The following is a 13710-nucleotide window of genomic DNA, read 5'->3' as shown; positions in this document are numbered from 1 at the left end:
CGGAGGGGCGCTCGTCTTCTTCCCCGTCGCTACCGAGTGACGACCGCCGCCGCGATCTGTTGGGCCACGTCGACGGCGGCCCCACCGGGCAGGAAGGAGCCGCAGGCGGCCACATCGATGACGATGTTGTTGCGCACGGTCAGCGCGCGCTGGCACCGCCAGTCGTCCGCGCTGCCTTCCTGCTCTTCAGACGTGCTGAGCGTGCCGCCGACCTGGTGGGCATCGGCCACCGCCCACGCGATCTCGGGCTGGCCGGGCGCATGGTCGACGTAGCGGCGGTTGGCACAGGCGGACCACCTCCGGACCGAGGCGTCGTAGAACGTGTTGGCCTGGCGGGCCGCGGGGTAGGCGATCACGGCCTGGTTGACGGAGTCGTTGCGCACTTTGGGGTCGTCGAAGCTGTCGTCCAGTCGCTCGCCGCGGACCGCGGTCCAGCCGGTGTCGGCATAGACGATGCGCTGGGCGGGCCCGGCCATCGCCAAGCAGCTCGTCTCGCTGAACGTCTGGCTCGAGTCCCACATCTCCTGCGTGCGATACCGGACCCGCATTCCCGCACCCAGGATGTCGTTGATCTTCCCGGCGTCGAGCAGCAGCGCGTCCAGGGCGGTGACGGCCACCGGGGCCTGCGGCAACGGACCGCGGGTGTCCGCGGGCGCGGGGCTACCGCCGACGACGGTGGTGCAGCCGGCCGTCAGGGCGCACAGCGCCGCCAGCGGGAGGACCGGGAATTGCCTACGCACCAGAGCCTTTCGGACGCGGGGCCCGTCTGTGCCGACAAGCTTAGGCGGCGACTTGCTTCCGGCGCCCCAGCGCCCAGCAGACCAGATAGATCAGGAACGAAATTCCTGCGACGAAGACCGACACCGGGACACCGGGCGCCAGCGACAGCACGATGCCGCCGACGGCGGAAACCTCGGCGAAGAGGACCGAGACCACCATCGCCGCCGCAGGCGAGGCCACCACTCGGGCGGCCGCGGCGGCCGGGGTGATCAGCAACGACATCACCAGCAGCGCCCCGACGATCTGCACGGCCTGGGCGGCCACCACTCCGACGAGCGCGGCGAACACGATGCCCAGCGCGCGGACGGGCACGCCGCGGGCCGCGGCGACATCCGGATCGACCGTGGCGAACAGCAGCGGTCGGTAACAGGTGGCCAGCACGGCGATGACGAGCAGGCACACCAGCGCCAGCATGGTCAGCCCGGTATAGCCGACGCCGACGATCTGGCCGGTGAGCAAGGCGAAGCTGGTCGCGGTCCGGCCCGGGTAGAGGTAGATGAACAGCACCGCCAGGCCCAGCCCGAAGGCCAGCACCACGCCGATCACCGAATCGCGTTCGCGGGCCCGCCGCCCCAGGACGCCGAACAGCGCGGCCGCCAGCGCGCTGCCGACCAGCGCCCCCACTCCCACCTCGACGCCGACCAGCAGCGCGAAAGCCGCTCCGGTCAAAGACAATTCGCTGGAGCCGTGCACGGCGAACGACATCTGACGCATCACGATGAACGGCCCGATCAACCCGGCCACCAGTCCCAGCAGCGCGGCGGCGAGCAGCGCTTGCCGCACGAAGTCATGCCCGAGCAGGTGGGCGGTGACGTCGAAGTCGAGCAGGTGGGCCAGGACGTCGGTGAGCCGGTGGTTCACGGGTGGGCACCGTCGTTGGTGTCGCCCACCACCACGTAGCGGTCCTTGACCTTGACCACCTGGATGTCGGCCCGGTACAGCAGGGAGAGCGTCTCCGTCGTCATCACCTCTTCGACGGTGCCGATCCGGAACCGTCCGTCGACCAGATACACCAGCCGGTCCACGTACGGCAGGATCGCGTTGACGTCGTGGGTGACGACGATGACGGTGGTCGCGGCGTCCCGGCGGCGGCGCTCGATCAGCGCCGACACCAGCTTCGCGTTCGCCGGGTCCAGTGCCAGCAGCGGCTCGTCGCACAGCAGCAGCATCGGGTCACTGACCAAAGCCTGCGCGATGCGCATGCGCTGCAGCTCGCCGCCCGACATCACACCCACCCGCACGTCTGCCAGGTGTTCGGCGTTGACCTGGCGCAGCGCGTCGGCCACGGCCGCGCGGCGGCGGGCCCGGCCGGCGGATGTCAGCGGGATGGCGCCCCAGCGGTGTCCGTCGATGCCCAGCCGGACCAGGTCGCGTCCGCGAAGCATCACGTCGTGGTCCATCGGCCGGTGTTGCGGCACGTAGCCGACGCGGCCGCTGCCCGAGTTCATCGGCTTGCCGTCGATCAGGGCGACACCGCCGGACAGCGACAGCTGCCCGAGCAGCACCTTGAGCAGCGACGTCTTGCCGCTGCCGTTGGGGCCCAGGACCGCGATGAACTCGCCGCGCGACACCGACAGGTCGAGGTGGTCCCACAGCAGGCGGTCGCCGAACGCCAGCCGGGCACCGCGCAGCGAGACGGTGTCCGGGTAGGGGTCGACGGCCGGGGCCGCGTCGAGGCTCACGGCTGTACGGACCGGCCCGACTGCAGGGCGGCCAGCAGCTGGTTGACCGTGCTGCGCTGCCAGGTCAGGTAATCGGTTCCGTCGGGCAGGGTTTCGCTCACCTCGGTCACCGGCACACCCGAGCGCCGCGCGGCATCCCGCAACCCGTTGATCGCGACGGTGGACGTCTGCGGGTTGACCAGCAGCGCCGACACCTGACGGTGGTCGATCAGATCGAGGACGAACGCCATGTCGGCCGGTGCGGGGTCCGTCGCGTTCTCGTTGGCCGCGGTGAAGGCGGGCGGCGTGCGGTTGACCAGTCCGGACGCCGCCAGCAGGTAGTGGCCCACCGGTTCGGTCGCGACGACCGGGGTGCCGGGGTAGGCGGTGGCGATGGCGTGTTCGGTGATGGCGACCGCGTCGGCGTCGCGGCAGAACCCGGCGGCGTTGGCCCGGTAGTCGGCGGCATGGGCCGGGTCGATGACGGCCACCCGGTCGGCGATGGCCAAGGCGACCGACTTGGCGACGTCGAGGTCGTAGAAGACGTGCTCGTTGGCGGGCTGCCCTCCCACGGTGGTTCTCTTGAGGAACGAGTAGGCGCCGATCGCTTTGACGCCGGGATGCCCGGCCAGCACCTGCTCGACCCACGGGTCGTAGCCGCCGCCGTTGTACACGACCAGGCCGGCGTCGGTGATGGCGGCGGCGTCCGAGGGGCTGGCCTGGTAGGAGTGCGGGTCGATGTCACTCCCGGTCAGGATCGAGTTCACCTCGACGTGACCGCCGGTGACGGCGCGCGCCACGCTGCCCCACACGCCGGTGGAGGCCACGACCGCGGCGGCGTGCGGATGCGCCGGGCCGGCGCAACCGGTGAGCGCGCCGCCGGCCAGCAGGACCAGCACGGCGGGCAGCCAGCGCAGCGTATCGCCCACCGCGCTTCGTCCCCGCTTGAGCGCCATGCGCACGTCCGAATTCCTCTCGCTGGCCGGCCGGCCGCACATAATACTAATGAAAATCGTTTCCATTACAAAGTGACCAGTGGCGGCGGACGCGTGCGCGCAGCCGGATTCGCTGTAGCGTCACCGAATGTGAGTCCCGCATCGCGCCGGCGAGCGACTCTGGCATCGCTGGCCGACGAACTGAAGGTTTCGCGCACCACGATCTCCAACGCCTTCAACCGGCCGGACCAGCTCTCCGCCGACCTACGCGAACGCGTGCTTGCGACGGCCAAGCGGCTGGGCTACCCGGGTCCCGACCCGCTCGCGCGGTCCCTGCGCACCCGCAAGGCGGGTGCGGTCGGGCTGGTGATGGCCGAACCGCTGACCTACTTCTTCAGCGACCCCGCGGCCCGCGATTTCGTCGCGGGCGTCGCCCAGTCCTGCGAAGAGCTGGGGCAGGGACTGCTGCTGGTGGCCGTCGGGCCCGGCCGCAGCATCGAGGACGGGACGGGCGCGGTGCTCGGCGCCGGCGTGGACGGCTTCGTGGTGTATTCGGTCTGCGAGGAGGACCCCTACCTGCAGGTCGTCCTGCAGCGCCGGTTGCCGGTCGTGGTCGTCGACCAGCCGAAGGGGCTCTCCGGCGTGTCCCGGGTCGGCATCGACGACCGGGCCGCGATGCGCGAACTGGCGGACTACGTGCTCGGGCTCGGGCATCGCGAGATCGGGCTGCTGACCATGCGGCTGGGCCGCGATCGCAGGCAAGGGCTGGTGGACGCCGACCGGTTGCGGTCGCCGGCGTTCGACGTCCAGCGCGAACGCATCGCCGGGGTGTGGGAGGCGATGACGGCCGCCGGCGTCGACCGCGACGCGCTGACCGTGGTGGAGAGCTACGAGCACCGGCCGGAGTCCGGTGGAACCGCCGCCAAGGCGGCGCTGGAGGCCAATCCGCGGATCACCGCGCTGATGTGCACGGCGGACATATTGGCCCTGTCCGCCATGGATTACCTTCGCGCGCATGGCATTTACGTTCCCGGGCAGATGACCGTCACCGGGTTCGACGGCGTGCCCGACGCGATCGGACGGGGGTTGACCACGGTGTCGCAGCCCAGCCTGCAGAAGGGTCGCCGGGCGGGTGAGCTGTTGTTGAGTCCGCCGCGGTCGGGCCTGCCGGTGGTCGAGGTCTTGGGCACCGAGCTGATCCGGGGCCGTACCGCCGGCCCGCCCGCCTAGCGGGTTACTTGCCTTCGGTGTCCCCGATCAACAGCCGCACGGCCAGGTCCAGTCGCTTGCTGACGTCGGTCGCCGAGGCGCGCCGGGTGAGCCAGGCGAGCAGGTTGGACAGCCAGACGTCGGAGATCACCCGGGCGATGTGGTACTGGTCCTCGGTCGGTTCGCCGTCGGCCATGGCCCGGGCGAACATCGAATCGATGAGCTTCTCGACCTGGTCGACCTCGCTGGCCGCGGAGGCGTCGGCGAAGACGTAGGCACGCGTCATCGCCTCGGTGAGCAGGGGATTGCGCTGCATCGCCCGGTTGAGCTTGCCGACCATGAAGTTCAGCCGCTGAAACGGCGTGCCCCCGGCGACCGACGAGCGGTCGGTCTTGGCGTCGATGCGGCTGAATTCGCGGCCCAGGGCCGACACCAGCAGGTGCACCTTCGACGGGAAATACCGGTACAGCGTGCCCACCGCCACGTCGGCCCGGTCCGCGACGGCGCGCATCTGGACCGCCTCATAGCCGCCCTTGGACGCGATGGCCATGGTGGCGTCCAGGATGCGCTTGCGCCGTTCCCGCTGTGCCTCGGAGCCGAGTTCGGACTCGGCCAATACCGCCACGTTCATGACCTCGCGCGGCTGCGAGTCCGAAGCGTGGCTCGAGGTGACCTTCGAGTTGGCGCTGGAGGGCATCTGCTGGGTTGCTCCTGTTCCTGGCGGCTCGCTTGCAAACGATACGCATGCTGAGTGTGAATTTCCCACCTCCGTACCGCCGGGACAGCCGCGTGTGCTGCTGCGATGGCGTTCGACTTGACGGTCGATCGCTGGCACTATTAGAACACGTTCTAGTCTGCGAGGAGGCGGGTTGCGCAGCGACCCGAGGCAGGCAGGACAATCGAGAGCTAGGGGTCATAGGCCCCTCATCACGCCGAATCGAAGGACGCGGAGGTCCCCAGGGTGGTAGCGACCGTCACAGACGAGCAGTTCGCCGCGCGCGCCCTGGTGCGCGACTGGGCCCGCAATTCGACGTCGGGGCCCGGCGGGACGACGGCGATCCGCGAGGTCGAGCGGGGTGACGCGGACGCGTGGCGCCCGGTGTTCGCCCGCCTGGCCGAGCTGGGCATCTTCGGCGTCGCGATCCCGGAGGAGCACGGCGGGGCCGGTGGCAGCGTCGAGGACCTGTGCGCGATGGTCGAGGAAGCCGCCAAGGCGCTGGTTCCCGGGCCGGTCGCGACCACGGCGCTGGCCACGCTCGTCGTCACCGACCCCGACCTGTTGGCGCAACTGGCCGCCGGGGAACGCTTCGCGGGCCTGGCGCTCGAGGGTGCCGCCCAGTTCGACGGCGAAACGTCGGGCGCGTCGGGTGTCCTGCCCCTGGTGCTGGGCGCCGCCGAGGGCGGCGTCCTGTTGCTGCCCGCCGACGGGAAGTGGCTGCTGGTCGACACCGCCTCGCAGGGCGTGCACATCGAGCCGCTGGAGGCCACCGACTTCTCCCGGCCGCTGGCCAGGGTGGTCCTCACGTCCGCTCCGGCCACGGTCGTGCCGGAATCCCGTCAACGCGTCGAGGAACTGGCGGCGACCGTGCTGGCGGCCGAGGCGGCCGGCGTGACCCGGTGGTCACTGGATACCGCCGTCGACTACGCCAAGGTGCGCGAGCAGTTCGGCAAGCCGATCGGCAGCTTCCAGGCCGTCAAGCACCTGTGCGCGGAGATGTTGTGCCGCGCCGAGCAGGCCGAGGTGGCCGCCGCCGACGCCGCGCGCGCCGCGGCGGAGTCCGAGCCGGACCAGTTCTCCATCGCGGCGGCCCTCGCCGCGAGCATCGGCATCGCGGCCGCCAAGGCCAACGTCAAGGACTGCATCCAGGTGCTCGGCGGCATCGGCTGCACCTGGGAGCACGACGCGCACCTGTACCTGCGCCGGGCGCACGCCATCGGCCGCTTCCTCGGCGGCGCCGAGCGCTGGTTGCGCCGCGTCACCGAGCTGACCCAGGCCGGTGTGCGGCGGCGCCTGGGTATCGACCTCACCGATGCCGAGGGCCAGCGCGCGCAGATCGCCGCGGCCGTCGCCGGGATCGCCGCGCTGCCCGAGGACGAGCGCCAGGCGGCGCTGGCCGAGGCCGGGCTGCAGGCGCCGCACTGGCCCGCGCCGTACGGGCGTGCCGCGTCACCGGCCGAACAGCTGCTCATCGATCAGGAGATGGCGGCGGCCGGCGTGGTCCGCCCGGACCTGGTGATCGGCTGGTGGGCGGCGCCGACCATCCTCGAGCACGGCACGCCGGAGCAGATCGAGCGTTTCGTGCCGGGCACCCTGCGTGGCGAATTCCTTTGGTGCCAGCTGTTTTCCGAGCCGGGAGCCGGATCGGACCTGGCGTCGCTGCGCACCAAGGCGGTGCGGGGTGACGGGGGCTGGCTGCTCACCGGGCAGAAGGTCTGGACGTCGGCGGCGCACAAGGCGCGGTGGGGCGTGTGCCTGGCGCGCACCGATCCCGACGCACCCAAGCACAAGGGCATCACGTACTTCCTGGTGGACATGCAGGCGCCGGGCATCGAGATCCGCCCGCTGCGCGAGATCACCGGCGACTCGCTGTTCAACGAGGTCTTCCTGGACAACGTGTTCGTCCCCGACGAGCTGGTGGTCGGCGCGGTGAACGACGGCTGGCGGCTGGCCCGGACCACGCTGGCCAACGAGCGCATCGCGATGGCCACCGGCACCGCGCTGGGCAACCCGATGGAGGAGTTGCTCAAGGTGCTGGGGAAGCTCGACCTCGACGCCGCGCAGCAGGATCGGCTCGGCCGGTTGATCGTCATCGCCCAGACCGGCGCGCTGCTGGATCAGCGGATCGCCCAGCTCGCCGTGGGCGGGCAGGACCCGGGTGCGCAGTCCAGCGTGCGCAAGCTCATCGGGGTGCGTTACCGGCAGGCGCTGGCCGAATACATGATGGACGTCTCGGAGGGCGGCGGTCTGGTCCGCAACCACGCGGTCTATGACTTCCTGAACACCCGCTGCCTCACCATCGCCGGCGGCACCGAGCAGATCCTGCTCACCGTGGCCGCCGAGCGGCTCCTCGGCCTACCGCGCTAACGGCGAAATCGCCGGCCCGCCAACGGCTCTAGGAGAACGTGGTCTGGGCGCAGGTGCTGGGCGAGGTGATGTTGACCCCGGGATAGACCACCTGGATGTGGGTGCAGACAATGACGTTGTTGTCGGTCTTCGGCTGGCCCGTCTGCCAATCCGTGGAGTCGATGCGGCCGGTCGTCTGGTACTTGTCCGGCGGCCCCTCCCCGAAGTAGACCGTGGTGATCTCGTCGGACCCCATCGATTTCATCACGCGCTCGTACTGGCCGGTGGCGTGCGCGTCCAGGTAGGCCAGCCGGTTCGACGACCGGATCTCCGTGGTCTGGCGGGCCCACAGGCCGGGCGGAAACCCGGTCGGCCCGTCGGGCGTCAGCATGTCCGCCCCGGCGGTGAAGTCGCAGTGGCCGTCGGACTTGAAGCAGTTGAGGACGGTACGCGTCTCCAGCTGGTTGGGGCCGTCCAGCGGGAACACCGTGGTGGCGGTGTTGCTGGCCGCGCCGGCGACCGGGCCGGGCAGCAACGCCAGCGCCGATCCGACGACCGCAAACCCGGCAATCAGCCGCTTCATGCTGCTCCCCTTTCGGTTCGCCGACCCTACGGGTGAACCTAGCCCCGCGACTATTCGTCGTAGGTGACTTCTACCGAATCAGATTCGGGGTGAGATTGACAGGCCAGGATGAGGCCGTCGTCGAGGTCCTGCTGTTCGAGCACGTCGTTGACCTCCATGCTGACCTTGCCGCTGCGCAGGGTGCACGCACACGCGCCGCAGTGGCCCTCGCGGCAGGAGAACGGCGCGTCGAGGCCCTTCGCCAGCAGCACGTCGAGCAGCTTGGCATTCCGCGGCCACGACACGGTGTGGGTCTCACCGTCCAGCTGCACCACGGCGGTGGCCGGCGGCGCGTCGCCCGGGGCGGTGTCGTCGATCTTCACCGCCGCGAACGGATCGGAGTCCAGCGACTTGAACACCTCGATATGCACTTGCGCCGCAGGCACTTTCAGCGACTCCAGCGCGTCGCGGGCCGCGTTCATGAAGGGGCCGGGCCCGCAGATGTACACCGGCCGATCGGTATAGGGGGCGGCGAGCTTCGCCAGCGCGGCGACGCTCGGCATCCCCTGCAGCGATTCCAGCCAGTGCACCACCGTGAGCCGGTCGGGATACTTGGCGGACAGGTCGCGCAGCGCACCGGAGAAGATCACCGACTTCTCGTCGCGATTCGCGTACAGCAGCGTCACCTGGCCGCCGCCCTCGGCGAGGGCCGACTTGGCGATCGACATGATCGGGGTGATCCCGCTGCCCGCGGCCAGCAGTAGGAAGTCGTCGTCGAGCGTCTTCGGCACGAAGTTGCCCGACGGGGCCAGCACGTGGATCCGCATGCCCGCCCGCGCGTGCTCGCACAGCCAGTTCGACGCGTACCCGCCCGCGGTCCGCTTGACCGTGACGGTCAGCGCGTCGTCGGTGAACGGCGAGCTGCACAGCGAGTAGCAGCGGGCCACCGAGCCGGTGCGCTCGCTGGGGACGCGCAGCGTCAAGAACTGCCCCGGCGCGTAGCGCAGCCGTTCGGGCGGGATGTCGGGGTCACCCGGATCGTCGGGCACCGCGAACACCAGCGACCGCGCGTCGTCGGTTTCTGCGACGACCTCGGCGATCTGCAGTTCCAGGACGTGGTCGCCGAGCGGCTCGTCGAGATTGGCCTCGGCCAAGGCCCATCCTCCCTCTCGGTTGCAACTAGAACATGTTACAGAAAAGCGGATTCGTATCGCTACCAGCCGCAGGAATACCCTGCTCGACACGAATCGGAACGTGTTCTAGTCTCTGGTGTAAGTCCGCACTCTCAGGAGGCAAACTTAAGTGACGTCCATTCAACAGCGTGACGCGCAGTCGGTTCTGGCTGACATCGATGATCTGCTGCCACGGATTCGGGAGCGCGCTCAGGCGACGGAGGATTTGCGGCGGCTGCCCGACGAGACCGTTCAGGATCTCCAGGACATCGGCTTCTTCACCCTGCTGCAGCCCGAACAATGGGGTGGACTGCAATGCGACCCGACGCTGTTCTACGAGGCGGTGCGGCGGCTGGCCAGCGCGTGCGGTTCCACCGGCTGGGTGAGTTCCATCATCGGCGTGCACAACTGGCATCTGGCGTTGTTCGACCAGCAGGCCCAGGAGGAAGTCTGGGGCGACGACCCGAACGTGCGGGTCTCCTCGTCGTACGCGCCGATGGGCGCCGGCGTGGTCACCGACGGGGGATATCTGGTCAACGGTTCCTGGAACTGGTCGTCGGGATGTGACCACGCCACCTGGGCCTTCCTCGGCGGCCCGGTGATCAAGGACGGCCGTCCGGTCGACTTCGGCAGCTTCCTGATCCCGCGCACCGAGTACCGCATCGACGACGTGTGGCACGTCGTCGGCCTGCGCGGCACCGGCAGCAACACCGTGGTCGTCAAGGACGTCTTCGTGCCGCGGCACCGGTTCCTGTCGTACAAGGCGATGAACGACGGCACCGCGGGCGGGTACCAGACAAACTCGGCCCCGGTCTACAAGATGCCTTGGGGCACAATGCACCCCACCACCATCTCGGCGCCGATCGTCGGCATGGCCTACGGGGCGTACGACGCGCACGTGGAGCACCAGGGCAAGCGCGTACGCGCGGCGTTCGCCGGGGAGAAGGCCAAGGACGACCCGTTCGCCAAGGTGCGCATCGCCGAGGCGGCCAGCGACATCGACGCGGCGTGGCGCCAGTTGAGCGGCAACGTCGCCGACGAGTACGCGTTGTTGTCCGCCGGCAAGGAGATCCCGTTCGAACTGCGCGCCCGTGCCCGTCGCGACCAGGTGCGGGCAACCGGGCGCGCGATCGCGTCCATCGATCGGCTGTTCGAGGCGTCCGGCGCCACCGCACTGGGCAATGACCAACCGGTGCAACGGTTCTGGCGCGACGCACACGCCGGCCGGGTGCACGCGGCCAACGATCCCGAGCGGGCCTACCAGATCTTCGGGAACAACGAGTTCGGGTTGCCGCCCGGCGACACCATGGTCTAGCCATGCGCGCCGGCGACGATGCAGTGGGGGCACCACCCGCTTGCGGGGGACGAAGCGATGAGGAGGAGCGGCGCTGAATGACGGCGACAACGGGGGAGTTGACGTTCGAGTCGACCTCGCGCTTCGTCGAGGTCGATGTCGACGGACCGCTCAAGCTGCACTACCACGAGGCCGGGGTCGGCAACGACCACACCGTGGTGCTGTTGCACGGCGGCGGCCCGGGCGCGGCGAGCTGGACGAACTTCTCGCGCAACATCCCGGTGCTCGCGCAGCGGTTTCATGTGCTGGCCGTCGATCAGCCCGGCTACGGGCTGTCCGACAAGCGTGCCGAGCACGGGCAGTTCAACCACTACGCCGCCCGCGCGCTCAAGGGCCTCTTCGACCAGCTCGGGCTGGGACGCGTTCCGCTGGTGGGTAATTCGCTGGGCGGGGGCACCGCGGTCCGATTCGCCCTCGACTATCCGGACCGGGCCGGCCGGCTCGTGTTGATGGGACCCGGCGGGCTGAGCATCAACCTGTTCGCCCCGGATCCGACCGAGGGCGTCAAGCGGCTGGGGAGGTTCTCCGCCGAACCGACCCGGGAGAACCTCGAGGCCTTCCTGCGCGTCATGGTCTACGACCAGAAGCTGATCACGCCGGAGCTGATCGACGAGCGGTTCGCGCTGGCCAGCACGCCGGAATCGTTGACCGCGACCCGCGCGATGGGAATGTCCTTCGCGGGGCCCGACTTCGAGCTCGGCATGATGTGGCGCGAGGTGCACCGGCTGCGCCAGCCCGTACTGCTGATCTGGGGCCGCGAGGACCGGGTCAACCCGCTCGATGGCGCGCTGGTCGCGCTGAAGACCATTCCGCGTGCGCAGCTCCACGTTTTCGGGCAATGTGGGCACTGGGCGCAAGTGGAGAAGTTCGACGAGTTCAACAAGTTGACCGTGGATTTCCTTGGAGGCGCGTGATGAGCATCCGTTCGCTGGGCTATCTACGCATCGAGGCCACCGACATGGCGGCCTGGCGTGAATTCGGCCTGAAGGTGCTCGGCATGGTCGAGGGCAAGGGCAGCACCGAAGGCGCGCTCTACCTGCGCATGGACGATTTCCCCGCCCGGCTGGTCATCGTGCCCGGCGAGCGTGACCACCTCATGGAGGCCGGCTGGGAGTGCGCCAATGCCGAAGGGCTGCAAGAAATCCGGAACCGGCTCGACGTCGAGGGCGTGCCGTACAAGGAGGCCACCGCCGCCGAACTGGCGGATCGCCGGGTCGCCGAGATGATCCGGTTCTCCGACCCGTCCGGCAACTGCCTGGAGGTGTTCCACGGCGTCGCGCTCGAGCACCGCCGCGTGGTCAGCCCGTACGGGCACAAGTTCGTCACCGGCGAGCAGGGACTGGGGCACGTGGTGTTGTCCACCCGCGACGACGACGAGGCCCTGCACTTCTACCGGGACGTTCTCGGGTTCAAGCTGCGCGACTCCATGCGGATGCCGCCGCAGGTGGTCGGTCGGCCCGCCGACGGGGAACCGGCCTGGCTGCGGTTCTTCGGTTGCAATCCGCGGCACCACAGCCTGGCTTTCCTGCCGCTGCCGACGCCCAGCGGCATCGTGCACCTGATGATGGAGGTCGAGAACGCCGACGACGTCGGGCTGTGCCTCGACCGGGCGTTGCGCCGCAAGGTGCCCATGTCGGCCACGCTGGGCCGGCACGTCAACGACCTGATGCTGTCTTTCTACATGAAGACGCCCAGCGGGTTCGACGTCGAATTCGGCTGCGAGGGAAGGCAAGTCGAGGACGACGACTGGGTCGCCCGGGAGAGTACCGCCGTGAGTTTGTGGGGCCACGACTTCACGGTCGGCGCCCGCGGATAGTCATGTCTGCGCCGATCGACCCGCGGGCCTTCCGGCAGGTGCTGGGCCAGTTCTGCACCGGCATCACGATCATCACCACGGTGCACGACGACGTTCCGGTCGGCTTTGCCTGCCAGTCATTCGCGGCGCTGTCGCTGGACCCGCCCCTGGTGCTCTTCTGCCCCACCAAGGTGTCGCGGTCCTGGCAGGCCATCGAGGCCACCGGCCGGTTCTGTGTCAACGTGCTCAGGGAAAAGCAGAAGGACGTGTCGGCGCGGTTCGGATCGAAGGAGCCGGACAAGTTCGCCGGAATCGACTGGCACCCTTCGGAACTCGGCTCGCCGATCATCGACGGGTCGCTGGCCTACATCGACTGCACGGTGGCCTCCGTGCACGACGGTGGCGACCACTTCGTGGTGTTCGGCGCGGTCCAGTCGTTGTCGGAGGCGCCCAAGATCAAGCCGCGCCCATTGCTGTTCTATCGCGGGGAATACACCGGGATAGAACCGGACAAGACCACACCTGCGCAGTGGCGCGACGACCTGGAGGCATTCCTCACGGCGACCACCAACGACACCTGGCTTTAGGGCGTCCCGCGGTACGTCTCGTGCCGGACGCCCTCGACGTCGGTCGCCGGGTCGTGCCCTTCCGAGGACCGTGCCGTGTTGCGATCGTCGCGATCATCCTCGCCCGCTTGCTTGGCGGTGCCGGGGTCCAAGTTCTCCGCGCGCTTCCACTGTTCCTGGACTTGCTCGCGCGACGCCGCGGCCTCGGTCTGATGGTTGGCCGCTCGCTCTTGCAACCGGGCGGCTTCGGCCGCCTTTGCCTCGGCCTCGGCCTGGGCGGCGCGGGCCTTTGCGGCCGTCTCGTGGGCGAGGGCTTCGCGGCGTTCGACCTTCGCGGTCTCCAGCCTGGCCTGTTCGCGAATCTCCTCGGCCTGGCGCTGCCGCCGGCGGCGCCGCATTCTGCTCAGCGCGACGAGGAGGGCGAGGATCACCAAGATTGCCGCGGCGGCGACGATGATCCAGATCGTGCTGCTATTCATCATCGGCTCCCATCAGGTCGGTTTTCGTCCGGCGTTGAACGTTGGTTCGTAGTGGGATCCCCGTATCTGGCGCAAGTAAAACAACGGCGCGGCAGCGGGCTGGTTCGGTTCGGCTGCGACGCGCTCGAATTCC

Annotated in this window: 14 protein-coding genes and 1 pseudogene; 7 read left to right on the top strand and 8 right to left on the bottom strand. The window is 69.4% G+C overall.

Annotation, left to right across the window (positions count from 1 at the left end; translation table 11 throughout):
* Window positions 1–29 precede the first annotated feature (29 nt).
* The 4 genes from G6N37_RS17265 to G6N37_RS17250 are packed head-to-tail and all read right to left on the bottom strand — an operon-like array spanning window position 30 to window position 3403.
* Window positions 30–743, bottom strand: a complete 714-nt coding sequence (locus G6N37_RS17265; protein ID WP_163685143.1) for a sensor domain-containing protein — start codon at window positions 741–743, stop codon at window positions 30–32.
* Between the two features lie 37 nt (window positions 744–780).
* Window positions 781–1641, bottom strand: coding sequence for a metal ABC transporter permease (locus tag G6N37_RS17260; protein ID WP_179961853.1), 861 nt, complete (start codon window positions 1639–1641; stop codon window positions 781–783).
* Entirely contained in the window at window positions 1638–2462 is an 825-nt protein-coding gene (locus G6N37_RS17255) for a metal ABC transporter ATP-binding protein (RefSeq protein WP_163682232.1), read from the bottom strand. The genes G6N37_RS17260 and G6N37_RS17255 overlap by 4 nt, the downstream gene beginning before the upstream one ends.
* A complete protein-coding gene (locus G6N37_RS17250) occupies window positions 2459–3403 on the bottom strand; it encodes a metal ABC transporter solute-binding protein, Zn/Mn family (protein WP_232075059.1) in 945 nt (314 codons plus the stop codon). The genes G6N37_RS17255 and G6N37_RS17250 overlap by 4 nt, the downstream gene beginning before the upstream one ends.
* A 123-nt stretch (window positions 3404–3526) precedes the next feature.
* Here G6N37_RS17250 and G6N37_RS17245 point away from each other — a divergent pair, with 123 nt between their 5' ends.
* Window positions 3527–4606, top strand: a complete 1080-nt coding sequence (locus G6N37_RS17245; protein ID WP_163682227.1) for a LacI family DNA-binding transcriptional regulator — start codon at window positions 3527–3529, stop codon at window positions 4604–4606.
* A 4-nt stretch (window positions 4607–4610) separates the two neighbouring features.
* On the opposite strand, the gene kstR is transcribed toward G6N37_RS17245, so the two are convergent.
* Window positions 4611–5210 (bottom strand): cholesterol catabolism transcriptional regulator KstR, encoded by a 600-nt coding sequence (kstR, locus tag G6N37_RS17240; protein ID WP_163685138.1) that lies wholly within the window; start codon window positions 5208–5210, stop codon window positions 4611–4613.
* 336 nt (window positions 5211–5546) lie between these two features.
* Here kstR and G6N37_RS17235 point away from each other — a divergent pair, with 336 nt between their 5' ends.
* Window positions 5547–7670, top strand: a complete 2124-nt coding sequence (locus tag G6N37_RS17235; protein ID WP_163682226.1) for an acyl-CoA dehydrogenase — start codon at window positions 5547–5549, stop codon at window positions 7668–7670.
* Window positions 7671–7698: 28 nt separating this feature from the next.
* On the opposite strand, the gene G6N37_RS17230 is transcribed toward G6N37_RS17235, so the two are convergent.
* Both G6N37_RS17230 and G6N37_RS17225 read right to left on the bottom strand, forming a co-directional pair.
* Window positions 7699–8232, bottom strand: coding sequence for a hypothetical protein (locus G6N37_RS17230; protein ID WP_163682224.1), 534 nt, complete (start codon window positions 8230–8232; stop codon window positions 7699–7701).
* 50 nt (window positions 8233–8282) lie between these two features.
* Entirely contained in the window at window positions 8283–9365 is a 1083-nt protein-coding gene (locus G6N37_RS17225) for a ferredoxin--NADP reductase (RefSeq protein WP_163682222.1), read from the bottom strand.
* Between the two features lie 148 nt (window positions 9366–9513).
* Between G6N37_RS17225 and hsaA the strand changes: the two genes are divergently transcribed.
* The 5 genes and pseudogenes from hsaA (at window position 9514) to hsaB (ending at window position 13119) form a co-directional block, all read left to right on the top strand.
* On the top strand, window positions 9514–10698 hold the full coding sequence (hsaA, locus tag G6N37_RS17220) for a 3-hydroxy-9,10-secoandrosta-1,3,5(10)-triene-9,17-dione monooxygenase oxygenase subunit (RefSeq protein WP_163682220.1): 1185 nt from the start codon (window positions 9514–9516) through the stop codon (window positions 10696–10698).
* Window positions 10699–10703: 5 nt separating this feature from the next.
* Window positions 10704–10775, top strand: a pseudogene (locus G6N37_RS26660) (16S rRNA (guanine(966)-N(2))-methyltransferase RsmD); the annotation flags it as partial.
* Window positions 10776–11651, top strand: a complete 876-nt coding sequence (gene hsaD, locus G6N37_RS17215; protein ID WP_163682217.1) for a 4,5:9,10-diseco-3-hydroxy-5,9,17-trioxoandrosta-1(10),2-diene-4-oate hydrolase — start codon at window positions 10776–10778, stop codon at window positions 11649–11651.
* Window positions 11651–12553, top strand: a complete 903-nt coding sequence (gene hsaC, locus G6N37_RS17210; RefSeq protein ID WP_163682215.1) for an iron-dependent extradiol dioxygenase HsaC — start codon at window positions 11651–11653, stop codon at window positions 12551–12553. The genes hsaD and hsaC overlap by 1 nt, the downstream gene beginning before the upstream one ends.
* Window positions 12554–12555: 2 nt before the next feature.
* Window positions 12556–13119: a 3-hydroxy-9,10-secoandrosta-1,3,5(10)-triene-9,17-dione monooxygenase reductase subunit gene (gene hsaB / locus G6N37_RS17205; protein ID WP_163682213.1), complete on the top strand. Its 564-nt coding sequence runs from the start codon at window positions 12556–12558 to the stop codon at window positions 13117–13119.
* Here hsaB and G6N37_RS17200 read toward each other — a convergent pair.
* Window positions 13116–13577: a hypothetical protein gene (locus G6N37_RS17200; protein WP_232075057.1), complete on the bottom strand. Its 462-nt coding sequence runs from the start codon at window positions 13575–13577 to the stop codon at window positions 13116–13118. The two genes, hsaB and G6N37_RS17200, sit on opposite strands and share 4 nt — an antisense overlap.
* Between the last annotated feature and the right edge of the window lie 133 nt (window positions 13578–13710).

Origin of the sequence: Mycobacterium seoulense, from assembly GCF_010731595.1 — a bacterium.
Classification (GTDB): Bacteria; Actinomycetota; Actinomycetes; order Mycobacteriales; family Mycobacteriaceae; genus Mycobacterium; species Mycobacterium seoulense.
The sequence above is the reverse complement of the archived record's forward strand: the minus strand, read 5'-3'. Positions and strand labels throughout refer to the sequence as shown.

What these genes read in the sequence shown, in the direction of transcription:
- hsaC (WP_163682215.1), top strand. Translation starts at nt 11,651, where the DNA reads ATGAGCATCCGTTCGCTGGGCTATCTACGCATCGAGGCCACCGACATG.
- G6N37_RS17230 (WP_163682224.1), bottom strand. Translation starts at nt 8,232, where the DNA reads ATGAAGCGGCTGATTGCCGGGTTTGCGGTCGTCGGATCGGCGCTGGCG.
- hsaB (WP_163682213.1), top strand. Translation starts at nt 12,556, where the DNA reads ATGTCTGCGCCGATCGACCCGCGGGCCTTCCGGCAGGTGCTGGGCCAG.
- G6N37_RS17200 (WP_232075057.1), bottom strand. Translation starts at nt 13,577, where the DNA reads ATGAATAGCAGCACGATCTGGATCATCGTCGCCGCCGCGGCAATCTTG.
- hsaD (WP_163682217.1), top strand. Translation starts at nt 10,776, where the DNA reads ATGACGGCGACAACGGGGGAGTTGACGTTCGAGTCGACCTCGCGCTTC.